The sequence below is a fragment of the Streptococcus ovuberis genome (assembly GCF_012396585.1).
Taxonomy (GTDB): Bacteria; Bacillota; Bacilli; order Lactobacillales; family Streptococcaceae; genus Streptococcus; species Streptococcus ovuberis.
In genome coordinates this window covers 177754-197983 of the sequence record NZ_JAAXPR010000002.1, presented here as the reverse complement: position 1 = coordinate 197983, position 20230 = coordinate 177754, and the positions used below count along the sequence as shown (strand labels likewise).

Sequence of the window (20230 nt, the reverse complement as noted above, 5' to 3'; positions counted from 1 at the left end):
CCCTCTTTCTACAACTTCCTTTCATTATAGCACTTTCAAAAAAGAAGCTAAAGAAAAAAGGTCGTCTAGCCTTAAAGCAGCACTTCTTCAAGCGATTCTTCACTCTGTTTGACGTCAGATTTTCAGTCAGATTTTCAAAAAAAGAGTTTTGTGAAATGGCATTTTTAGTGTATAATAGAATCTGGCCTAAAAGCTTGATTATCATGAAAAGGGAGGACCGCGATGAAACAAATTTTTCTTTCTACTGAGACGCATTTAGAAGAAATAGAATCCTACCAAGCAGGAGTGTGGATAAACTTGGTCAACCCCTCCCAGAGCGAGTCAATGGAAGTTGCGGAATACTATAATCTTGACATCGCTGATTTACGAGCACCGCTCGATGCAGAAGAAACTTCCCGTGTAACTGTCGAAGACCATTACAAACTGATTATTGTAGACGTCCCGATTCTCGAAGAACGCAACAACAAAACCTACTATGTGACTATTCCGCTGGGGATTATTTTAGTAGATGATGCGATTATCACAACTAGCTTGCAGGATTTACAATTATTGGAATCTTTTCGTTCTAAGAAACAACGTAACTTTTTCACATTTATGCGGTCTCGCTTTGTCTTTCAAATTCTTTACCGCAACGCTGGCATGTACCTCACTGCCCTTCGTCAGATTGAACGTAAAAGTGAAATGGTTGAAAAGCGTCTGCACGAGTCCACCAGAAACGAAGAGCTTATCGAACTCATGGAGTTAGGCAAGACCATTGTCTACTTCCAGGCCTCACTCAAGACTAACGAACGAGTGGTCAAAAAGCTAATCACTTCTTCGCGCATCTTGAAAAAGTATGAAGAAGATGAAGACTTACTTGAAGACACTTTGATTGACACCCAGCAGGCGCTTGAGATGGCCAACATCTATGGCAATATTTTAACAGGCATGTCCGACGCCTTTGCCTCCATTATCGCTAATAACCAGAATGTCATTATGAAGGCTCTGGCACTCTTCACTATTTTGCTTGAGATACCAACCATGGTTTTCTCTGCCTATGGGATGAATGTTTTAGAATCTTCTATTCCCTTAAGTGGTCATCCATGGTCATTTGCCATCGTTATCATTTTGTCCTTTGTCGCAACCATTCCTTTTATTATTTACTTTATTTACAAACGTTGGTTCTAGTGGAAAATTGATAGCCTGTAGATAGTCTTTGACCATTGTCACCGCCTTATCGCTGTCTCTTTAGATAGAAGGCTTCTGTTACTGGCTAAAATGTCATCAATCCACAGGTATTCTTGCAATGTTTCTAGCACTAGGGTGATTAGCCCCCTCGATCCAAAAAATTAGTTCCTTAGAAAGGACAATCATGTCACAACTCGAACAACTCACTAAAAAAAATCAGGAATTTATCCACATCGCCACCAACCATCTGATCAAAAACGGCAAATCAGATAGCGAAATCAAGGAGACCCTCTCAACCATTCTGCCGACTATTATGGAAAACCAATCAAAAGGCATTACGGCGCGTCAGCTCTTTGGTGCTCCGACAGCTTGGGTTGATAACCTAATCATTCAAGCCCAAGAAGCAGCAGCTAATCCTCCTCAAAATGAAAATCCTTGGCTCATGTGGTTGGATGCTAGCCTATTCATTTTGGGAATCATGGCAGTCATGATGGGGATTTTGAGTTTTTCTAGAAACCAAGCCCAGACTTATGGTGTGACCAGTCTCTTTGTGCTCAGTGCCGCAACAGGGGCTATGATGTATGCCATGTACCATTTGGTTTACCGCCATCTGAGAAAGCCACGTAGCGAGCGACCAAGTGGCCTCAAAACTTGGTTGATTCTAGCCTTGATCATGTTTGGTGTCTTCCTGATTTTCGGTCTCAGTGCTTTTCTTCCAGCCAGCCTCAACCCAATTTTGCCTGGCTGGGCCAATCTTTTAATTGGTGCCATTGGATTTGGTGGCAAATACCTCCTCAAGCAAAAGTACAATGTGAAGAGCCCAATCACAAGCAGGGATTAAGAGAGCGTCCATTTTCAAACAGTTGACGAGAAAGAATTTGCTCACCACACATTTAAGCCAGAGTGCATAAAAAACGCCTAAAAGGAAGTTTACGACAATTTCCTTTTAGGTGTTTTCCTTTTTTCTCGGTTTGCGTGTTACTGGCACTAACCAACAATCAAAATCTGGTTTAATGGGTGGTTATCGAATGATTATCTGTTTAAGTGAGACAACACCCCCATCTTTGAAAAGACCTTTATAGAGCTGGGATTTAAATAAGGAGGAGAATATCGAAAAAAGTCCTTAGCCTCACTGCCTCATTTCAAGTCTCTAATTGGAACGGCCTATCTCGGACTGTTGAAATCCTGACAGTTGACAGACATCCCACTTCGGACAAACTCAGAAAATGACAAACCTATGAAAGATTGAGTCCTCCTGTCTTTTTTGAAACCGATGAGATGATCAGGCAAACATCTCCCTCTTTCCTTGATACTCTTGATAAAAATCTATCTTCAGTTGGATGAAGCGTGTGAGGTCTGTTAAAAGTTGAAAGAGAATAGCTCTAGTTTCAAATTCCTCTCTAGTTTTAGGGAGATCACGTTCTCTGAACTGCTTTAGCATCGCTTCGATATCTTGCAAGAGGTAGGTCGCAGGATTAGACTCGCTGAGTTGGTCTGCCGTCAATTCAAAAAGACTGGCTAGGAGTTTCGCTTCTATTGTGGCTAGGTGACAGGACTCCAAGTTATGAGACATGATGTTCAAGAGTTGCACTTGATCTTGGCGCATGTCTAAATAATGCAGGTCATAATCCGTTTGGCTGAAGAGCTGATTATCCCGTTCTTGATAAACCGTCTTCTTAGACTCAGCAATCAAAGCCTCTAAATCTTCCAATCGATTTCTCGTTACCTCTTGCTCCTGACGAAGGAGGGCTGACAGGAGCAAGAGCTGTTCTTTTAGTTGGGATTCGATGTTTGACCGCGCTGCAATAATGCTCTCTTGCCGAGAAGGCATATAAGTGTGAAGTAAGATAGCCATCCCTGTTCCCAGCATCATGAGTAGCGCTTCATTTCCCAAAAATGGCAGACTAAGGTCTCTTGACAGCCAAAGATGCGTAACTAAAACCGAACAAGGAGCAATAGCTGGCTTAAAATCAAAACGATAGGCAAAGGCGACAAAAGCTGTCAGATAAAGCAAAAAGGCTGACAGTTGAAAACCAAGTATAGAGAAACTTAGCACACCAAGAACCAAGGCAACCACGGTTGACATGAGACGCTGCCAAGCGATTCTTAAGGATGACTTACGCGTATCTAAAACGCTCAGCATGGCAATAATTCCAGCTGAGCTTGCATTGTCTAGGCCTAAATAGTGAGCTAAAGCGACAGCCAACCCTGTTGCTCCAACGATTTTCAAAATCTGTAGGCGCATGCCATTCTCCTATTTTTAATCAAATCAGACGATGTAGCAAGGCGATGAGGACTTCTGCAGATTGTCGACCCGCCTGCACAATGAAGGCATCAAAACTCACATTAGCATCATGATTGGCGGTGTCGCTCATCGCTCGCACCACTAAGCAGGGTTTGCCAGTAGCATGAGCCGCTTGGGCTATGGCCGCCCCTTCCATTTCAACAGCTAGCACCTCTGGAAAATAGGCTTTAATTTGATCAATCTTATCCTGACTAGCCACAAAACTATCGCCCGTCGCAATCAGTCCGATATGACTTGGAATGGCAAACTCCGCCAGAAGCTTGCGCATTTCGGCAACTAGGTAAGCACTCGTCTCATAGTAAAGAGGCTGGCTAGCCATTTGCCCATAAGCATAGCCAAAAGCCGTTACATCGACATCATGATATACCAATTGATCCGCTACCACCAAGTCACCAACAGCTAGTCCTTGAGCGACTGCTCCTGCAGACCCTGTATTGATCAGCGCATCAACCTTATAATAATCTACCAAAACAGCCACACTCATGGCTGACATGACCTTCCCAATCCCACTCTCAACCAGAACAACTTCATGGCGACCGATATAGCCTGTGTGGTAGACTTTGCCAAGATTTAAGTGTTTTTGCCCATCCTGCAAGACCTCCAACAGAGCCTTGAGCTCCTCTGGCATGGCTGCGATAATTCCGATCTTCATCTGACTTCTCCTTATAGGTAAATAATGGCTAAGACCAAGGCAAGCCCTAAAATCAGGAGAATTGCCAAAATCTGGTTCAACTTACTCTGGAAAACACTACGCTTTTCATTCTCAATCCGCCGACTTTTAATAATACTGGGAATAACCTCGATCCGGCTCGTCAGGCTTTCTGGCTCATCCCTATGTTCAAATTCTTCAAAATCTCGGCGATCGAAATGAATCTCTTTAGTGGCTTGTTGATCCAAATACGTGTCCTTTAGCTGGTCATCGTAACCTGCTTGAGCTAGAATATCATCTGTCAGCAAGGGCTTTCGCATGGCCATTTCCTCTCATTAGTTCAAAATATTGTATGGCAATGATGGTCTTAGCATCGACGATTTCACCCGTTAAAATCGCTTGCTTAGCCTCATCCAAGGTCAAATAAAGGAGTTCTATCGTTTCATCGGCATCTTTTTCTCTCGGATTTTCAACCTTCGTTAACCCCTTAGCGACATACAAACGTAAGCGCTCATCACAAAAACCGATGGCAGAGTAAAAATCATAGAGCAACTCCAACCCTTCTGCCGTATAACCGGTTTCTTCCTCCAATTCCCTAAGAGCCGCTGCTGCCTCACTCCCTGCTTCACCGACTTCTAGTTTCCCGGCAGGAATTTCCAAACTGAGGCGTTCAATAGCCTTACGGTATTGCTTGACCAAAATAATCTTATCTTCAGGTGTTATTGCAAGGACACAGACGGCCCCTTTATGGAAGATCAGCTCGCGCTTGGCCTGGCCAAGACCATTTGGCAACTCGACATCATCCACAGCGACCGTTAAAATCTTGCCTTCAAAAATGGTCTCACGACGAATCGTTTTTTCTTCAAATTCCATTTATGTCTCCTTTGCGGTTAGGGCGCATAACCAAGCCCCTTCCCTTAAGCATGCTCTGTCTCCGTTTCCCCAAGCAATTCCTTAGAAACGGACTTCGCTAACTCAACAAGCTTCGCACATCACTTTCTTCTTTCTAGAAAATGACAACTTTCCCTTCAGCTATTAGGGTTCTGCGCTTTAGTGATTGTTTGGGTGATGGGGTTTGGATTTGGCGTAATCTTCTTTATTGACCTGGCGACCACGCCCTAGCGCCACAGCATCATCCGGCACATCCTCCGTAATGGTTGATCCTGCTGCTACCAGAGCATTCTGTCCAATACGAACAGGAGCCACGATCGTCGCATTTGACCCTACGAAAGCATTGTCGCCAACTTCTGTTTGGTACTTATTTTGACCATCGTAGTTAACAGTAATGGTTCCTGCACCAAAATTGACATGGCTTCCTACTGTTGAATTGCCAATATAGGTCAGGTGCCCTGCCTTGGTGTACTCACCAATGGTTGATCCCTTGATTTCCACAAAGTTCCCGATATGGGCTTCGCGTTTGATGATACTGCCTGGACGAATATGAGCGTAAGGTCCCATGGTAACACCATCCGCAACCTCTGCCTCTTCGATCACTGACGCTGTAATCACCGTATTTTTTCCCACAATACTATCGACGATATAGGTATTATTGGTCAGGAGGGATCCCGCACCAATTCTTGTCCGACCTTTCAAGGTTACATTAGCTTCAATAGCTACATCAGCCTCAATCTCTACATCCACATCAATATAAGTGGCGTAAGGATCAATAAAAGTCACCCCATTAACCATATGCTGACTGTTGATTCGCTGACGCATGACCCGTTCAGCAGTGGCCAAGGCAAGACGATCATTAACCCCTAGACTTTCATTAAAATCTTTGAGCTTGAATGCACCGACCTTTTCTCCAGCCTGACGGAAGATCGAAATAACATCTGTCAGGTAGTATTCCCCTTGGGCGTTATCTGTGTTCGTTTCTTTTAAGGCCTCAAAAAGGCGCTTGTTATCAAACAAGTAAGTTCCTGTATTAATTTCAGTAATCTTTTGCTCGTAGTGATTGGCATCTTTTTGCTCCACAATTTTGATGACTTCGTCCTTATCATTGCGGATAATCCGGCCATAGCCAAAGGGATTGTCTGCCTCGGCTGTCAAGATGGTGGCCACATTCTTATGACTCACATGGTAATCAATCAGCTCCTTGAGGCTATCCCCAGTGATCAAGGGAGTATCCCCAGCAATGACTATGGTCTGACCATCAGCTTCCAGGAGTTCTGGCTCTGCCATCATGACTGCATGACCTGTTCCTAATTGTTCCGTCTGCTCGGCAAAAAAGGTCTTGTTTTCCAAGACGTCTCGGACCAATTCCCCCTTGTGTCCTACAATAGTCACAATCTTCTCAGGAGAAATCGCCTGAACGGCACGATAAACATGCTCCAACATGGAAATCCCTGCCACCTTGTGCAAGACCTTTGGCAAATCAGACTTCATGCGGGTTCCTTTACCCGCTGCGAGGATAATAGCGTAATTTGACATGTGTGTTTCTCAATTCTGTATAAAATTAGAGAGTGGGACAGAAATTGGTCATTCGCAAGAATTCGATTTCGTCGTCCCACCTCCGCACAGCTCAAACAGTCAGGAAAGTGACTGTTTGAAGTTGGAAATTCGGGAAAGACATTTCCCTCATTCGGCAGGGCTGTAAAAGCTGATAAAATCAGCGTATGAGAGCCCTCTAGCAGTAGTTCATTGGCGCTAAAGCGCCTAATGAACGGTGCAGGGCAACTCTAAAACTGGCAAAGCCAGTGAGAGTTACTCCCAACCACTGCGTTTTGTTTAGTTCGTTATAATAAAAAAATGCAGAAACTAGGACTTTTGCCCCAGCCTCTTGCATTATACCATAAAATAGTGAAACTGTTAAGCTAGATACCAATCCCGATACCGTAAAGGTGGAGATTGCCTTGTACCTGATCCATGTGAAAGGCATCGTAGGCTCGCCAAGCTTTCTTAGCTGGTTGAGTCAGCTCTGCCGCCCCTAGCCCAACTGAAACCGAAAAACTCTTATGAAAACGCTCAAGAGCAATCAGAACCTTGTTATCTGCTGTTTTGCTTTTGCGGACAACAGCTAGTACCTCATCCAGCAAGTCGCGCATACGACGGTCATCGTAAGAATTTGGTGCCGTTGTGGCAAACTGACTTTGTAGGTCTTCCAAGAGGCGCAAAGCGTCTCGAATCACTTGTGTATCTACCATGATAAACACCTCTTTCGTTAATGGATGGCTTTATCTTACGCCTTTGTGATAAAAAGTTCAAGTAAAAAGAGGTCAAGAATGACTAACCGTTCGTAGTCGTCGCCATCTCCAAGACTGCCATCACGGCTCGGCTATGGTCGAGGGAAGACTTGGCTGCGGTGGTATCTCCTGTACGCATCATCTCTTCAAAAGCCACAAACTCGGCATACATACGGTGATGTGGACTGTTCTGGTCGCTGGTCTGGCTATCCTGGCCATTGAGGGTTAGGGTGACTGAGGGCATGGCGTTGGTTGCTCCATTGACCACGAGAGAGCCTTTGTCGCCCTGGATGGTGGAGCTGATGACCGCTGAGCTGTCTTTTGACCCGATACAGACTGCCTTGAACTGCCCGTAATCCATGGTCAAAATACCTGACGTGTCCACACCCCGCTCCATATTTGGCAGATAGGTGGATGACAGAGGCTTGCCAAAAAGCCCCACGACCAGATGAATGTTGTAGATATTGAGGTCACGAAGAGCCCCGCCACCCATCTCTGGGTTGAAAGCTGGGGCAATTTCCCCTCGCTTAAAGGCATCGTAGCGAGAGCTATACTGGGAGTAGTTGCAGGTCACGATTTTGATGTCCCCCAGCTGGGCGAGCTGGTCTTTCATGTACTGAAAATTCCCCAGATATTGGTTGGTAATGGCTTCTAGCAGAAAGAGCTTGCGCTGCTCAGCTATGGCCACCAAATCCTCCAACTCGTGCGCACGCAGGGTAAAAGGCTTCTCGCAGATGACGTGCTTGCCTGCCAGAAGTGCCTGACGGGCATAGTCGTAGTGGGTATGATTGGGCGTGCCGATGTAGATGGTGTCAATGGCAGAGCTGGTCAAGAGCTCCTCGTAGTCGCTGGTCGCAAGCGGTATCCCATACTGGCCAGCCAGCTCCTGAGCAGTCACAAGACTGCGTGGCGTGGACAAAATCCCCCCAAGCTCAATGCCCTCAATCGTCCTTAAAACAGGCAAGACCTCCTTAACAATCATGCCTGTGCCGAGTAATCCTAGTTTCATGGTGTCTCCTTTAAGTCTTATTTCTTAACTAGAATACAATAAATTTCATCACTTTACTTGTCTGCGTCCTCAATGACAAACCAGTTACCTGAAGCCTTAAGTTGGTGCCATAACTTATCTGGCAATTGCAGCTCTGCGATCCGCTTAGGTGACAAGGTCTGTTGGGGTTCTTCGACACGTTCAATCTTACTTACCCAGTTTAAATCAGTGATCAATCCATGTCCAATAGCCATCAAATCCGCTCCCTCCGCCTTAACGTCTTGCACCGTACGTTCGTTAACGATGCCTCCTGCTACCATCAGAGAGACACGACCAGCTATCACATCTGAAAATAAACGAGTGTAGGTCTTATCGCTATCCTTGGGTCGTGATTGACTCGCTTTCGCCAAGGACAAGTGAAGGTAATCAACACCTTGCTTAACAAGATGCTCTGCTAATTCAAGCGTTTCCTCCACTCTCAGACCAGTTGCTAATGGTTCATCTGGCGACAGACGGTACCCTAGAACAAAGGGGCGAGTTGCTTCTTTAGCGATAACACGCTGAACTTCTGCAACCACAGTTAAGGGAAATCGTAAACGATTATCGAGAGTGCCGCCCCACTGGTCTTTCCTCTGATTAAAATGAGGGGATAAGAAATTTTGAAGCAAAAAGCCATGCGCTCCATGAAGTTCAATCCCATCAAATCCCGCCATAATTGCCCGACGTGCCGCCTGACCATATTCGGCAATCGTCCTCTGAATGTCTGACTCGCTCATTTCACGCGGTGTCAAGGAAGGAGCGAAAGCTGTCGCTTCTGTTGTCACAGGACTGGCACTCATGATATTGTCCGTCAAACTCGGTAAAGCCTTGTTTCCTGCATGATTAATCTGTAATACAGCAACCGCACCACCTGCCTTTATTTTTTCGGCTAATTGAGCTAATCGTGGGATAAAACGGTCATCGTAAACACCGATTTCATTCGTAAAACCAATGCCATTCTCAGAAATATGGGCACATCCTGTAATGACCATACCCACTTCCTTGCTCCTAGCAGCATAGTATGCCAGCTCTTGTTCTGATACGCTATAGTCGTCATCGCTAGACCAAGTGGTCATCGGTGCCATCACATAGGCATTCCGTAGGTTTAGTCGTCCTTTTTTCATCTGTTTGACTCCTTTATCACTCTTTTTACTGACACTGTGTCAACAATCTTACTATATCACATAACAGACAAGCTGTCAACAATATTGACAAATTAATTTTAAAAAAGTATGATAGATGAAAAGGAGGCACTATGGGACAAAAACGCGCACGCACCCCTCAGGAAATCGACGATAGAAAGCAGTTAATTTTAGAGCGGGCAAAAGAACTATTTTTAACGACAGACTATGCTGATTTGACTTTAGTGGCCATTGCCAAGGATCTTGAACTCTCTAGGCCAGCTGTCTACCACTACTTTCGCTCAAAAGAAGAGCTCTTTTTAGCCTTACTAAAAGAGGAGTACCTTGCTTGTGAGCAACGACTACAAGAAGCACTCCCACACCGCGTGTCTCAAGAGCAGTTTTGCCAAAGCCTAGTCGACTGTTCTTTTGACAGCCCCCTCTTCATCAAGTTGCTCTCCCTACATGCTTCTGCATTGGAAGCCAAACTTGGTTATGACTTCACCTATCAGTTCAAAAAAGACACCCTTCCTTTTTTCAAAACTATCTATCACCTAATTTCCCAACAATTCCCTCAGGCTTCAGAAGCCAGTATTCGGCTCTTTATGACTCAATACAATCTTCTAATGACGACTTGCTACCAATATAGTCATATTCCAGATGATCAGCGCCAAATCATGGCTAAACTCAAACCATTTGGCGACTTACCCTTCCTTGAGGCTCGACAATTTTTTAGTCAAACTCTCTGCAGTCTAATAGAAAAAGTCCAGTAGTAAAAAATGAATGATAACACTTAGTTACAAAAACTATTTATCATTCATTTTTTTACTATATATTTGGAAAGCGGGATAAAACCCAATAAGTTAAAAAGAGTTCCTCTTACCAGCCTATTGCTAAGGTTTGGGTTGGGACTGGAGCAAAAGGATATTATCTCTCCATTTTTTATCGTTCATGGCATAAAGCACAGTGATTGAGTACTTCAAAACATACAAGCCTTAAAAACGGTAACTCTTGGTTTCACAACAACTCAACCCTCTACTCAGCTGATTTCATCAGCTGAGTAGTCCTCGTTTCCTAACATCTCCTCTTTAATTTGTTATCATTTAGCAATTTTTGCCACTCGCCGTGCCATGATGATGGTCAGCACGATGCGAAGTAGCAATTGTGCAAGCAACAGCCACATGAACAGGGGCGTTGAAGCTGCTGTTTTGTTAAAAACAATATAGTCCTCCGCTCATAATGCTCATCACCAAGCTTTTTGGCTCAAGCGGTCAGAAGAGAGTATAGCAGTATCCAAACACGGTTGCGAGAAGGAGTGGCTTGTGCCACCACTTCCTCGCATCAGCCGACAAAATTAGGCGCTATACGTCTCCCTAATACTTTGCATCATCTGGGGCTGCTGAATCTTTTACATTAAGCTTATGACAAATGTCAGATGGTTCTTATGACATCTGGAACTGCCACTAAGGCGAGCAAAGGAGTATCCTAGACTTATCGAAAAGAAAGGACAACAGCCACATGAAAAAATATATTATATGGGTTATCATCCTTATCATCACCGGAAACATCATTCGTTTAGTTGTTGAACATCAAGAAATGAGCCTCGCACAGCCTTTAGTATGGTTACTCGGAACTATCGGCTTTGTCCTGTTTGCCATCTATGAGTTAGTTCCGCTGGTTGTAAACTGGCTAGAAGAAAGAAGGGGGACTCGCTATGACCAAAGTCATTGAAGTGAGTAGTCTTAGCAAGACTATCAAAGGTAAGTCCATTTTATCAGATATTAGCTTTGACATTTATCAAGGAGATTGTATCGCTTTAATTGGCCCAAACGGAGCTGGGAAAACGACTTTGATGTCTTGTTTACTGGGAGATAAATTGGCTAGTCAAGGCACAATCACCATCCAAGGTTTACCTGTTCGGCATCCTGAACTTCGGACAAAAATGGCAGTTTTGTCTCAGGAAAATCGGGTGCCCGGTAATCTCAAGGTGCAAGAATTGCTAGATTTTTTCAAGTCGATTGCTCATCAGCACTTGTCAGATGGTGTGATTGACGCTTATTTACAGTTTTCTCCGGAACAGAAAAAGCAGTTGGCAGACAAGTTGTCTGGTGGTCAAAAGCGGCTATTGTCTTTTGTTCTTTGCTTGATTGGGCAACCTAGCATTATCTTTTTAGATGAACCGACAGCAGGGATGGATACCTCGACGCGTCAGCGGTTTTGGGAAATCATCTCCCAGCTTAAATCAGCAGGTCGTACCATTATTTATTCTTCGCACTATATTGAAGAAGTCGAGCATACCGCAGAGCGGATTTTGGTCCTGCATCAGGGGAAACTTTTGAAAGACACGACACCATTTGCCATGCGGCGGGAAGACAATGAAAAGGAAGTGACCTTGTCAAAAGACTACCTAGATGTCGTTCGAGAATTACCAATCCTTTATGATGTCGAAATCAAAACCGATGTTATTCGCTTTATGACAAAGGACATTGATAAGTTATGGGATATTTTGCAAGAGCATGGTTGTAGAATTACTGATATTGAGGTCCAAAATAAAACCTTGCTCCATACCCTATTTGACAAGACACAGGAGGACGAACAATGAAAGCCTTATTAAGAATCGAATGGATAAAAACTTGGCGAGAATGGCCTAACTTTATCATGGCAATTGGGATGCCTGTTGGTTTCTTTCTTTTCTACTCTGGCATGCCAATGTCTAATAGTCCTGAGGGGCAAAGAGCTATTGTCCAGTCCTTCATGCTAACCATGACCGCCTTCTCCATGTCTAGTTTTGGCTTTTTTACCTTCCCTTTTATGTTAGTTGAAGATCAGAGGGAAAACTGGCTGACTTATATTGAACATTCTAGCCTTCCTATCTGGAAATATTACCTGTCTAAAATTGCCCGTGTCCTCTTGAATTTCACCATTTCAATCCTTGTGACCTTTTTAATTGGTGCTTTTTTCCGCGATGTGACCATGCCTGCTGAACGCTGGATTGGGTCTGTCGGTCTGCTCCTATTTGGAAGTTTAATTTTTCTCTCCTTTGGTCTTCTGATCGCTCAGATTCCATCCACACAGACCATGTCCATCGTGGCTAATATCGCCTTTCTTGGACTTGCGATTATCGGTGGGTCTTGGATGCCGATTGAGACCTTTCCAGACTGGATGCAGACTATTTCCAAATGGACACCAATCTATCATGTCAACCAGCTAGTAGTCCAATTCGCAGCAACTGGTGATGTCTTGTGGAAATCCTTCCTCAGTATCATCGCCTATGCTATAATAATAACAGGTATTGCACTGATGATTAAAAATAAAACTGAGGTAAACTAATGTTTCGAGCCTTTGAAAAAGGAGATCCGCTCTACTATGTAGGGCTGATCTTTATGGTTTTTCCACTAGGTGGGGTCTTATGGTTTGGCTATCCAATCTGGACCCTTATTCCATCTCTGATGTTTGCCATTGCTTACATGGCAATTATCCATATCAAAAATGATTATCGAAAAACCATCGCCTGTCTTTGGTTTTACCTGTTAAGCTATATCGTTTGGATGTCCTGCTTTATCGAAGGCTCCATGATGTGGTTTTTCTTCTTTCTCGTCAACCTCTTAGTCTGGCGATTTGGAGACGGAGTAAAAAGTTATCGCTTTATTTCATTTCTGATGGGGATGGCTTATGTTGTTGCCAATGGTCTTTTGAGATCCGATAATCCTAGTGTCCAGATTATGGTCATCCTTATCCCTATCTTTATCTTGGCTATGTATTTTACGCAACACCAAAGTCAAGTGGAAGAAGAAATGAAACAGGAACTCTACAAGCAAAATGAAACCATCAATCTCCTTGCTGCTGAAAACGAGCGCAACCGTATCGGTCGTGATTTGCACGATACGCTAGGGCATACCTTTGCCATGCTTAGTGTCAAAACAGAGCTCGCTTTAAAACAGCTGGATAAGGAAAACCTAACAGCTGTGCAAAAGGAACTTCAAGACATCAACCAAATCAGTAAAACTTCCATGAAGGAGGTCCGTGAGCTCATCAACAACCTCAAATTTAGGACGGTGACTGAAGAGTTGTCAGCCATCCAGGAAATGTTTGCCTTGTCTGGTGTGACCTTGACGGTTGCCAATGACCTGATAACCGACCAGTTATCGCCAGTCATCCAGTCCACCATGACCATGATTTTACGGGAGTTGGCAACCAATATCATCAAGCATGCAGACGCCAGCTCTTGTCAGATTCAGCTCTATCGCGAAAAAGGGCTTGTGATTGAGGTGATCGATGATGGCTGTGGTTTTGCTCAGTTAACAGGTCAGGAATTGCATTCTATCCGAGAGCGTCTGCAGTTAGTTAAGGGGACGGTTGAGATCGTCTCCCAGGGTCAGCCGACCCATATCCGTGTCATCTTAGAAGAAGGGAGTACTTCACTATGAAACTTTTAGTTGCTGAAGATCAATCCATGTTGCGCGATGCCATGTGCCAACTGTTACTGATGGAAGAGGATGTCGATGAGATTTTTCAAGCCAGTAATGGTGCAGAAGCGATAGAACTGTTGCAAAAGAAAACTGTCGATGTGGCCATTTTAGATGTTGAAATGCCAGAAAAGACAGGCCTTGATGTCTTGGAATGGGTGCGGGCTAGTCAGACTATTAAAGTGATCATTGTGACTACCTTTAAGCGTCCGGGTTATTTTGAACGAGCCATTAAACTTGGCGTCGATGCCTATGTGCTTAAGGAGCGCTCTATTTCAGAATTAATGGCCACTATCCATAAGGTCCTAGACGGTCAAAAGGAATACTCGCCTGAACTGATGGAGGGTGTCCTCCATCACCCCAATCCGCTGACCGAGCAAGAAAGCAAGTTACTCAGCTTGATTGCCCAAGGCTTGTCCAACAAGGAAATTGCACAGAAACTTTTTCTGTCCGAAGGAACGGTCCGCAACTATGTGACCAATATCCTCGGCAAGTTGGCTGCTGATAATCGGACTGAGGCGGTAAAAGTTGCACAGGAAAATGGCTGGATTTAAAAAGTCTGAGAACAAACTTCTCAGACTTTTTGTATCCCAAGGACGGAGATTTGAGAAAGGAACTACTCTGTGGTTTCCTTTTTTTCTACCACAATTTCAAAGTTCTTCAAGTATTGGTCTTTTCCAAGTTGACCAGTAAAACTGTCGCCTACCTTTAAGAATGGAAGTTGGTCTGTGGTCCCTTCTGTTGCCTTAACCTTATAAATCTCTCCGGCTGACGAAATGTAGTAGACAGTCGAACCTGAAATCATCTGGCTGGCAAGAGCTTCTACAGTACCTGAGATCATTTGCAATTCATTGGTTGCCTTACCAGAAGCTGTGCCAGAGGCACCAGATAAGGCCGAGGTGTCCCTATCGGTAAATTGAGAAATCAACTTTTCGATGTCATTATTGACCGTCACTTGCTGGTAATCTTCCGCATCCACTAGGGCGTAGGATTTGACAAGGCCGGCATCATCCTTAAGGGATACGAGGTAATAAGCCTTGCCATCTAATTTGACTAGGGTTGGCGCTGTAGCATCGTAACCCTTTTCTTGCACTTCTCCTTCTGCAGATTCCTGAGCAGCGGTTTCAGTAGCTGACGCCAATTTATAATTGGTGACTTGGCGAGTCCGCATATTCACCAAAATGAAACCTAAATTGGATGAATCAGCAGTCGCTGAGGTAATCCCTGTGTAAAGGTAGATATCTGAGCCAATAGAAATATAGTTGTAACTGTCTGTTGTCTGTTTGACACCGGTCTGACTAAAGACCGTGTTCCAAAAGCCGTCTTGATAGGTGTAGTAATCATCAACCCGCGTCAGCACATTATTAGCGGAGAAGACACGATCCACCCATTCGGGGGTATTTTCCAAGTCATATTCCTTGGTGTCACCTGTAACTGCATCTAATAGGATAACCCCTACTGGATCCTTGGACGACAACATAAATTTTGGCTGATAAATAGTTGCTACGTAGTAAGGGTTGCCCTCATCATCTACTTCAAAAGAGGGATCGCCGAAAAGAGTGAAGGGATATTTAAAACGCAGATAACGCATGGTATCACGAAAAGCATATTCTGAATCCGAATACTTCATAGCCTTGCTTAATTTAACGAGTTCTGCTTTACCTGTAGTCTGATTCACCTTCACATAGTAGCTAATCCCTTCTGTCCGATTGGAGAGCCATTTCCAAAAGTTTTTATACTCCAAGGGAGATACACGATAAGGCTGTTTTCCAATGGCAATCTGACGATAATCATCTGAAATTCCAAACTGTGACACCTTATCAATTGTTCCTAAATAGGTATCTCCAATTTTTTTAGCGGAAGCGCGATCCAGCAAAGCCAAGGTCGAAATGTCTGTTTCTGGAAAATCCTCTGTAAAATCAGCTTCCTTGACCGTAATCACGTTGGCATAGCTCTTGGCACGAAAAATCCGTGAATTGAAGAAATTCAGTCCAATTAACAGGAGAACTAACACCAAGGCACTACTTCCGATCCAAGTCAATGGCTTGTTATAAACGGTTGACGTCGGTGTCACTTCCTTACGTCCTCGTAAGCCCTTATGATTGGACGATGCTGTACCAATCGACTCAACCATGGCCAAAATAAGGAGAGCCACAAAGGCTAATCCCAGTCCTTCCAACACAAACATCCAAAAACCAGGACTTAACGGATTTAGAGGTGGCAAAAAGAGCCAATAACTCACACCCATCAAGATAATCCACAAAAAGATTAGAACGTTTTTGAGTATCTTTTTCATCCTATCTACCTCCACTTTTCGTTTTCTCTATTATACCACAAAGGACAAGAAGGGTAGGATGAGGTCACTGCCTACAGGGAACAATCTAGCCAACACGGATACATACAAGCAACAATTACTATAATATTTAAAATACCTGCAAATAAAACTAGAGGTACTATAGGTCTGACCCAGCCTTTTACCTCATGCTCTGTGCCATTGTCAGCCTCAAACGCTGTCCTCATGAACCAACGGTTGCCGAATCCAATTTCAAGATATTTGGTCATTTCACCCCAAACTGTCACCAATTCATACAATCTCGCCCTTCATGGACTGGGGTTTCCCAGAGGCGAAAAAAAGAGTCAGCACTAAAGGTTTAAAACCAGTGAAAAAACAATGATGCTTAGGAGAAGCTTCGCTCGGCAAGGCCATTCTTTATTGGTATTTCAAAACATACCGACTCGAAATAGCGACTAATACTAGCAAGAAAGGAAGCTCAGCCACAATAAGCCCACTATCCTAGTAGGCATTCCCTCTGACATGGAAATTATAGATGAAACTCAATAACACCACCGCAACATAAACTGTTGCTAGGCTATACACGCTTTTTATCAGGCATCGATGTCTCCTTTCTTCTACTAGCAATTCATCAAAAACAAAATAAAAATACCTCATCAAAAGGGCTGATAAGGTTACTCTAGGGGTAGCTCATTTTACCTGGAGCGAATACCTAAGATGAACTTTAGAGAGTTACGCGACTTTAGACCGCATTTTATCCCATCTTTACTATCCCAAATAAAGACACGGGAGCCAATCCAAAAACGAAGGTAAATAGACTGAGGTGCTATGGGTCTGACCCATCCTTTCACCTCATGCTCTGTGCCATCGCTTGCCTCAAACTCTGTCCTCATGAACCAACGGTTGCCGAATCCAATTTCAAGATATTTGGTCATTTCAAATTCCCTTCCATAGGCAGGATAGCTACAAGCTCAATCCCAGCAATCACTTGTAACACAGGTAAAGCATCTCAGACAATCATGCCTGTATCGAGTAAGGCTAGTTTCATTTTTTCTTTCTCTTCGTTTTCTTCTTCGAGGATGATTCAGACACTGCAACTGATTGCGGATAAGCCTCTGACGTATCCGACTGAAGAGATGTTGGCTCCCCCCACCTGTATCGTTTGGCGAAATAATAAAGTAGCTGCCAACATACAGACAGAGCGACACCCAAAATGATAATTAGCAAAGCTTCCTCACGGGGCATTTGCCATAAGGCAGGCGAAAGCACCTTACCTTTGACTTTTATGCCAATCACTGCCCAAAATAATAAGTTTAGACCAGTAAGCCAACGAAGAATGTCAAATAAGACTACCCATTCTCTTTCTCGTTCTTTTTTGGAAGGCCTAATCATATTGAACCAAATCCACAAAATCGCAACCACTGCTTCCAACCATAGAAAAAGGTTTAGCGAAGAATTTGCAGTTGCAATTAGAAAATAGAATAGAGACCCTACACCAATTGTCACCACAAAATTCAACAAAAAATCTATCCAGGGATGCCTATCTAAAAATAATCGGATTCTTTCCACCATATCACTTCAAACTCCATCCGCCGTCTATCTTGATGATTTCCCCTTGCAAAGAGCCGGCCTTGCCTGACGCTAGAAAGAGGGTCAGCTCTGCGATTTCCAGAGGTTGGGTATAGCGACCGATAGGGGTCTGATCGGCGACCCAGCTAGCCAGACCTCCTGGTTCAAAATCAGACTGCGTCATGGCTGTCTGCACCGCTCCTGGGGCAATACCAAAGACCTGAACCCCATCCCGAGCGTAGTCCAGAGCCAGCTGTTTGGTAAAGCCTGCGAGGGCGTGCTTGCTAGCCGTATAGGCAGAACCACCACCCCCTGCTAGAAAGCTCGCGATGGAACACATAGTGATGATGATCCCTGACTGCCTCGCCACCATCTGAGGCAGATAGAGACTGACCAGCCGTGTCACGCTGAAAAAATTAACCGCAAAAATCCGCGCCATGTCCGCCTCCGTCGTCTCCAGATGAGGCTTATAATCGTCCAAGACCCCCGCTGTCAGGCACAACACATCTGGGTAGGGACAAAATTCCACAACTCCTGTCACATCACCAGTCAGATCCAGCCGCAAAAAATGAAAGTCTCCCTGCAAGTCAGGAGCAAGAGCACAGTCCACCCCATAAACTGTCCAGCCATTTTCTAAAAATAGCTGAGCTTGAGACAAACCAATGCCTGAGGAGACGCCTGTGACGAGGACTGTTTTAGTCATGGACTTCTACCCAATCTGTCGCCAGCACATCGCACGGTGTCGGGCTCCACATGGAGAACCCTTCTCCCTCACCTGTCACATTGATGAGAAAGTAGGGCGTTGCTTCCAGCTTTTGTCCGTTGACCTCGATGGTGTCAAAGAGCTGGACATAATTTTCAGCCCCACCCCAGCCTGTACGAACGTATTTCTTCTTGACCTTTAGCCCCGGTAAAATCTCTTCAAATGTCATGATTGTCCTCCTTGTCTTTTTCTATTGTCACAGATATTATCATATAATATAAACCACTTAGTAAGAAAGGCACGCCTAAATACCATGGTTTGACGACGATCCCTAGAATAAAGGCAAACATCAAAAATACCAAGCCAAGTATCACATTAGTCTTCATGCGCTTATCCTCCTTTTTTCATTATAGCACAAACCTTACCCTGCTTAGCAAGGTAAGGCTTAATCTCTCAAATAGGAGCTCTTCTAATCGAGTCCGCGTTCTTGTCGTTGTTTTCTTATCATTGTAGATAAGGACAGACCGATCGTAGCCAAAACCAGTAAACTTTTGAACCAAAAGCTACTCAACATACCGACATCTACTCCCCTGCTCTGCCATTGTTCCAAGAAGCCGCCAAACCAAAGCGCAAGGGCTGGCAAGATAAGGAGGCGATAGCTTGGCATCGGCCAGACTTTGTAAGCGAGAAAGACAATGATGCCCAGTAAAACAACACTGTCCAGTGGACTCGGAATGGTTATGAGCAGACCTGAAGCAGGTAAGTACTCGGTCAAACGAGGGAGAAGCATCCCAAACACCAGACCGTACCAAACTGTTTTCCTATAAGGATTGAACGGCGTTTTATAGAACTTTTTCTTCAGTTGGCGATAAACAAAGGCTAGACCGGCCACCATAAGCCCAGCAGTTACGAGTTCCTTTACCATGTCCACTGTCAGTTGCCCTGTTTTGAAAAACGGCAAGAAAAGATCGACAGCCATAAAGACAACCGTAAATTCCAAGAGACGTCTCAAAGGGTTTTTAGGGCTATTAGCCAGCAAATCATCGGCCATGTCTTTGGGATGAGTGCCAAAGAACGCCTCCGCAGTAAGTCCGTCTTTTTCCGCCTCCTGTAAATCCCTCGCCATGGTATAAATCTGTTCATAGAGCTTTTCCTCATCATGGGTCAAAGCTGTGGAAATCATGTACTGTTCCAACTGGTCAAAATAAGCCCTGTTTTCAGGTCGCAATGCCTTGAGGAGTTGATTGACCTATTGCTGATAGTGATAGATGTCAGGCGCTAGGTGTTAGGTGTTTTCATTATATTTTCCTCCGTTAACTTGACTAACTTTATCCACTAATTCCGTCCACTGCTGCCAAAAATCTTTCAGGTAAACCCGACCGTCCTCCGTCAGCTGAAAATATTTACGGTCAGGTCCATCTGGCGAAGCCCTCATCACACCTGCTATCAAGCCTCTTTTTTCTAACTTTTGCAGCAAGGGATAGATCGTTCCGCCGATAATGGTCGAAAACCCATACTGTTTTAGGCGCTGAATAAGTTCATAGCCGTAAATCTCTTCCTGAGCAATGACCTCGAGCACACACCCTTCAAGCACTCCCTTAAGTAACTGTGTTTCCGCCATCTTTACTCCTTTCTCGTCTAGTATGTTTTACCTATTAGTCATCTAATGCTAGTATAGCACATGCTAACTAGTTTGTAAAGCATAATAGTTCCTAAAAATAAAAGGTTTGAAGAATGTCTTCTCCAAA

The 20230-nt window shown here is 44.2% G+C and carries 25 protein-coding genes; 8 read left to right on the top strand and 17 right to left on the bottom strand.

Annotation, left to right across the window (positions count from 1 at the left end):
• The first annotated feature begins 222 nt into the window (after positions 1-222).
• Together HF992_RS02100 and HF992_RS02095 are read left to right on the top strand one after the other, a co-directional pair.
• A complete protein-coding gene (locus HF992_RS02100) occupies positions 223-1167 on the top strand; it encodes a magnesium transporter CorA family protein (RefSeq protein WP_168548408.1) in 945 nt (314 codons plus the stop codon).
• Positions 1168-1351: 184 nt separating this feature from the next.
• Entirely contained in the window at positions 1352-2008 is a 657-nt protein-coding gene (locus HF992_RS02095; RefSeq protein ID WP_168548407.1) for a DUF1129 domain-containing protein, read from the top strand.
• Positions 2009-2449: 441 nt separating this feature from the next.
• On the opposite strand, the gene HF992_RS02090 is transcribed toward HF992_RS02095, so the two are convergent.
• From HF992_RS02090 to HF992_RS02050, 8 genes are all read right to left on the bottom strand, one after another.
• Positions 2450-3412 (bottom strand): aromatic acid exporter family protein, encoded by a 963-nt coding sequence (locus HF992_RS02090; protein ID WP_168548406.1) that lies wholly within the window; start codon positions 3410-3412, stop codon positions 2450-2452.
• A gap of 19 nt (positions 3413-3431) precedes the next feature.
• A complete protein-coding gene (locus HF992_RS02085; RefSeq protein WP_168548405.1) occupies positions 3432-4124 on the bottom strand; it encodes a 5'-methylthioadenosine/adenosylhomocysteine nucleosidase in 693 nt (230 codons plus the stop codon).
• Between the two features lie 11 nt (positions 4125-4135).
• Positions 4136-4441 (bottom strand): cell wall synthase accessory phosphoprotein MacP, encoded by a 306-nt coding sequence (gene macP / locus HF992_RS02080; protein WP_168548404.1) that lies wholly within the window; start codon positions 4439-4441, stop codon positions 4136-4138.
• The gene (locus tag HF992_RS02075) at positions 4416-4994 is read right to left on the bottom strand and encodes an NUDIX hydrolase (RefSeq protein ID WP_168548403.1); all 579 of its coding nucleotides are present in this window, start codon (positions 4992-4994) and stop codon (positions 4416-4418) included. Before HF992_RS02075 ends, macP begins: the two co-directional genes overlap by 26 nt.
• Before the next feature lie 177 nt (positions 4995-5171).
• Positions 5172-6551, bottom strand: coding sequence for a bifunctional UDP-N-acetylglucosamine diphosphorylase/glucosamine-1-phosphate N-acetyltransferase GlmU (gene glmU / locus HF992_RS02070; protein WP_168548402.1), 1380 nt, complete (start codon positions 6549-6551; stop codon positions 5172-5174).
• A gap of 383 nt (positions 6552-6934) precedes the next feature.
• Positions 6935-7264: a hypothetical protein gene (locus HF992_RS02060; RefSeq protein ID WP_168548401.1), complete on the bottom strand. Its 330-nt coding sequence runs from the start codon at positions 7262-7264 to the stop codon at positions 6935-6937.
• 82 nt (positions 7265-7346) lie between these two features.
• Positions 7347-8312, bottom strand: a complete 966-nt coding sequence (locus tag HF992_RS02055; protein ID WP_168548400.1) for a Gfo/Idh/MocA family protein — start codon at positions 8310-8312, stop codon at positions 7347-7349.
• 53 nt (positions 8313-8365) lie between these two features.
• Complete coding sequence (locus tag HF992_RS02050) at positions 8366-9454, bottom strand: NADH-dependent flavin oxidoreductase (protein ID WP_168548399.1); 1089 nt, start codon at positions 9452-9454, stop codon at positions 8366-8368.
• A 131-nt stretch (positions 9455-9585) separates the two neighbouring features.
• Between HF992_RS02050 and HF992_RS02045 the strand changes: the two genes are divergently transcribed.
• From HF992_RS02045 to HF992_RS02020, 6 genes are all read left to right on the top strand, one after another.
• A complete protein-coding gene (locus HF992_RS02045) occupies positions 9586-10224 on the top strand; it encodes a TetR/AcrR family transcriptional regulator (protein WP_168548398.1) in 639 nt (212 codons plus the stop codon).
• A gap of 745 nt (positions 10225-10969) precedes the next feature.
• Complete coding sequence (locus HF992_RS02040; protein WP_168548397.1) at positions 10970-11182, top strand: hypothetical protein; 213 nt, start codon at positions 10970-10972, stop codon at positions 11180-11182.
• Positions 11166-12053, top strand: coding sequence for an ABC transporter ATP-binding protein (locus HF992_RS02035; protein WP_168548396.1), 888 nt, complete (start codon positions 11166-11168; stop codon positions 12051-12053). The genes HF992_RS02040 and HF992_RS02035 overlap by 17 nt, the downstream gene beginning before the upstream one ends.
• Complete coding sequence (locus tag HF992_RS02030) at positions 12050-12781, top strand: ABC transporter permease (protein ID WP_168548395.1); 732 nt, start codon at positions 12050-12052, stop codon at positions 12779-12781. The genes HF992_RS02035 and HF992_RS02030 overlap by 4 nt, the downstream gene beginning before the upstream one ends.
• Complete coding sequence (locus HF992_RS02025; RefSeq protein ID WP_168548394.1) at positions 12781-13878, top strand: sensor histidine kinase; 1098 nt, start codon at positions 12781-12783, stop codon at positions 13876-13878. The genes HF992_RS02030 and HF992_RS02025 overlap by 1 nt, the downstream gene beginning before the upstream one ends.
• Positions 13875-14471, top strand: a complete 597-nt coding sequence (locus tag HF992_RS02020; RefSeq protein ID WP_168548393.1) for a response regulator transcription factor — start codon at positions 13875-13877, stop codon at positions 14469-14471. Before HF992_RS02025 ends, HF992_RS02020 begins: the two co-directional genes overlap by 4 nt.
• 62 nt (positions 14472-14533) lie before the next feature.
• Here HF992_RS02020 and HF992_RS02015 read toward each other — a convergent pair whose 3' ends face one another.
• From HF992_RS02015 to HF992_RS01975, 9 genes are all read right to left on the bottom strand, one after another.
• Positions 14534-16213, bottom strand: a complete 1680-nt coding sequence (locus HF992_RS02015; RefSeq protein WP_168548392.1) for a hypothetical protein — start codon at positions 16211-16213, stop codon at positions 14534-14536.
• Positions 16214-16284: 71 nt separating this feature from the next.
• On the bottom strand, positions 16285-16479 hold the full coding sequence (locus tag HF992_RS02010; RefSeq protein ID WP_168548423.1) for a DUF3977 family protein: 195 nt from the start codon (positions 16477-16479) through the stop codon (positions 16285-16287).
• 426 nt (positions 16480-16905) lie between these two features.
• The gene (locus HF992_RS02005; protein WP_168548391.1) at positions 16906-17145 is read right to left on the bottom strand and encodes a DUF3977 family protein; all 240 of its coding nucleotides are present in this window, start codon (positions 17143-17145) and stop codon (positions 16906-16908) included.
• A gap of 109 nt (positions 17146-17254) precedes the next feature.
• Positions 17255-17782 carry a hypothetical protein gene (locus tag HF992_RS02000; protein ID WP_168548390.1) on the bottom strand — a complete coding sequence of 176 codons (528 nt, stop codon included), beginning with the start codon at positions 17780-17782 and terminating at the stop codon, positions 17255-17257.
• A gap of 1 nt (position 17783) precedes the next feature.
• Complete coding sequence (locus HF992_RS01995; protein ID WP_168548389.1) at positions 17784-18482, bottom strand: 3-oxoacyl-ACP reductase; 699 nt, start codon at positions 18480-18482, stop codon at positions 17784-17786.
• Positions 18475-18711, bottom strand: a complete 237-nt coding sequence (locus HF992_RS01990; RefSeq protein WP_168548388.1) for a DUF2829 domain-containing protein — start codon at positions 18709-18711, stop codon at positions 18475-18477. Before HF992_RS01990 ends, HF992_RS01995 begins: the two co-directional genes overlap by 8 nt.
• Positions 18701-18868: a hypothetical protein gene (locus HF992_RS01985; RefSeq protein ID WP_168548387.1), complete on the bottom strand. Its 168-nt coding sequence runs from the start codon at positions 18866-18868 to the stop codon at positions 18701-18703. Before HF992_RS01985 ends, HF992_RS01990 begins: the two co-directional genes overlap by 11 nt.
• Positions 18869-18951: 83 nt before the next feature.
• Positions 18952-19665: a DUF1129 domain-containing protein gene (locus tag HF992_RS01980; protein ID WP_168548386.1), complete on the bottom strand. Its 714-nt coding sequence runs from the start codon at positions 19663-19665 to the stop codon at positions 18952-18954.
• Between the two features lie 102 nt (positions 19666-19767).
• Positions 19768-20103, bottom strand: a complete 336-nt coding sequence (locus HF992_RS01975; RefSeq protein WP_168548385.1) for a PadR family transcriptional regulator — start codon at positions 20101-20103, stop codon at positions 19768-19770.
• Positions 20104-20230: the final 127 nt, after the last annotated feature.

Coding starts and splice junctions, on each gene's coding strand:
- HF992_RS02045 (WP_168548398.1), top strand. CDS start 9,586: ATGGGACAAAAACGCGCACGCACCCCTCAGGAAATCGACGATAGAAAG.
- HF992_RS02020 (WP_168548393.1), top strand. CDS start 13,875: ATGAAACTTTTAGTTGCTGAAGATCAATCCATGTTGCGCGATGCCATG.
- HF992_RS02010 (WP_168548423.1), bottom strand. CDS start 16,479: ATGACCAAATATCTTGAAATTGGATTCGGCAACCGTTGGTTCATGAGG.
- macP (WP_168548404.1), bottom strand. CDS start 4,441: ATGCGAAAGCCCTTGCTGACAGATGATATTCTAGCTCAAGCAGGTTAC.
- HF992_RS02035 (WP_168548396.1), top strand. CDS start 11,166: ATGACCAAAGTCATTGAAGTGAGTAGTCTTAGCAAGACTATCAAAGGT.
- HF992_RS02025 (WP_168548394.1), top strand. CDS start 12,781: ATGTTTCGAGCCTTTGAAAAAGGAGATCCGCTCTACTATGTAGGGCTG.
- HF992_RS02060 (WP_168548401.1), bottom strand. CDS start 7,264: ATGGTAGATACACAAGTGATTCGAGACGCTTTGCGCCTCTTGGAAGAC.
- HF992_RS02075 (WP_168548403.1), bottom strand. CDS start 4,994: ATGGAATTTGAAGAAAAAACGATTCGTCGTGAGACCATTTTTGAAGGC.
- HF992_RS01990 (WP_168548388.1), bottom strand. CDS start 18,711: ATGACATTTGAAGAGATTTTACCGGGGCTAAAGGTCAAGAAGAAATAC.
- HF992_RS02005 (WP_168548391.1), bottom strand. CDS start 17,145: ATGACCAAATATCTTGAAATTGGATTCGGCAACCGTTGGTTCATGAGG.
- HF992_RS02090 (WP_168548406.1), bottom strand. CDS start 3,412: ATGCGCCTACAGATTTTGAAAATCGTTGGAGCAACAGGGTTGGCTGTC.
- HF992_RS01995 (WP_168548389.1), bottom strand. CDS start 18,482: ATGACTAAAACAGTCCTCGTCACAGGCGTCTCCTCAGGCATTGGTTTG.
- HF992_RS02100 (WP_168548408.1), top strand. CDS start 223: ATGAAACAAATTTTTCTTTCTACTGAGACGCATTTAGAAGAAATAGAA.
- HF992_RS02040 (WP_168548397.1), top strand. CDS start 10,970: ATGAAAAAATATATTATATGGGTTATCATCCTTATCATCACCGGAAAC.
- HF992_RS01985 (WP_168548387.1), bottom strand. CDS start 18,868: ATGAAGACTAATGTGATACTTGGCTTGGTATTTTTGATGTTTGCCTTT.
- HF992_RS01980 (WP_168548386.1), bottom strand. CDS start 19,665: ATGATTTCCACAGCTTTGACCCATGATGAGGAAAAGCTCTATGAACAG.
- HF992_RS02000 (WP_168548390.1), bottom strand. CDS start 17,782: ATGGTGGAAAGAATCCGATTATTTTTAGATAGGCATCCCTGGATAGAT.
- HF992_RS02015 (WP_168548392.1), bottom strand. CDS start 16,213: ATGAAAAAGATACTCAAAAACGTTCTAATCTTTTTGTGGATTATCTTG.
- HF992_RS02050 (WP_168548399.1), bottom strand. CDS start 9,454: ATGAAAAAAGGACGACTAAACCTACGGAATGCCTATGTGATGGCACCG.
- HF992_RS01975 (WP_168548385.1), bottom strand. CDS start 20,103: ATGGCGGAAACACAGTTACTTAAGGGAGTGCTTGAAGGGTGTGTGCTC.
- HF992_RS02095 (WP_168548407.1), top strand. CDS start 1,352: ATGTCACAACTCGAACAACTCACTAAAAAAAATCAGGAATTTATCCAC.
- glmU (WP_168548402.1), bottom strand. CDS start 6,551: ATGTCAAATTACGCTATTATCCTCGCAGCGGGTAAAGGAACCCGCATG.
- HF992_RS02085 (WP_168548405.1), bottom strand. CDS start 4,124: ATGAAGATCGGAATTATCGCAGCCATGCCAGAGGAGCTCAAGGCTCTG.
- HF992_RS02030 (WP_168548395.1), top strand. CDS start 12,050: ATGAAAGCCTTATTAAGAATCGAATGGATAAAAACTTGGCGAGAATGG.
- HF992_RS02055 (WP_168548400.1), bottom strand. CDS start 8,312: ATGAAACTAGGATTACTCGGCACAGGCATGATTGTTAAGGAGGTCTTG.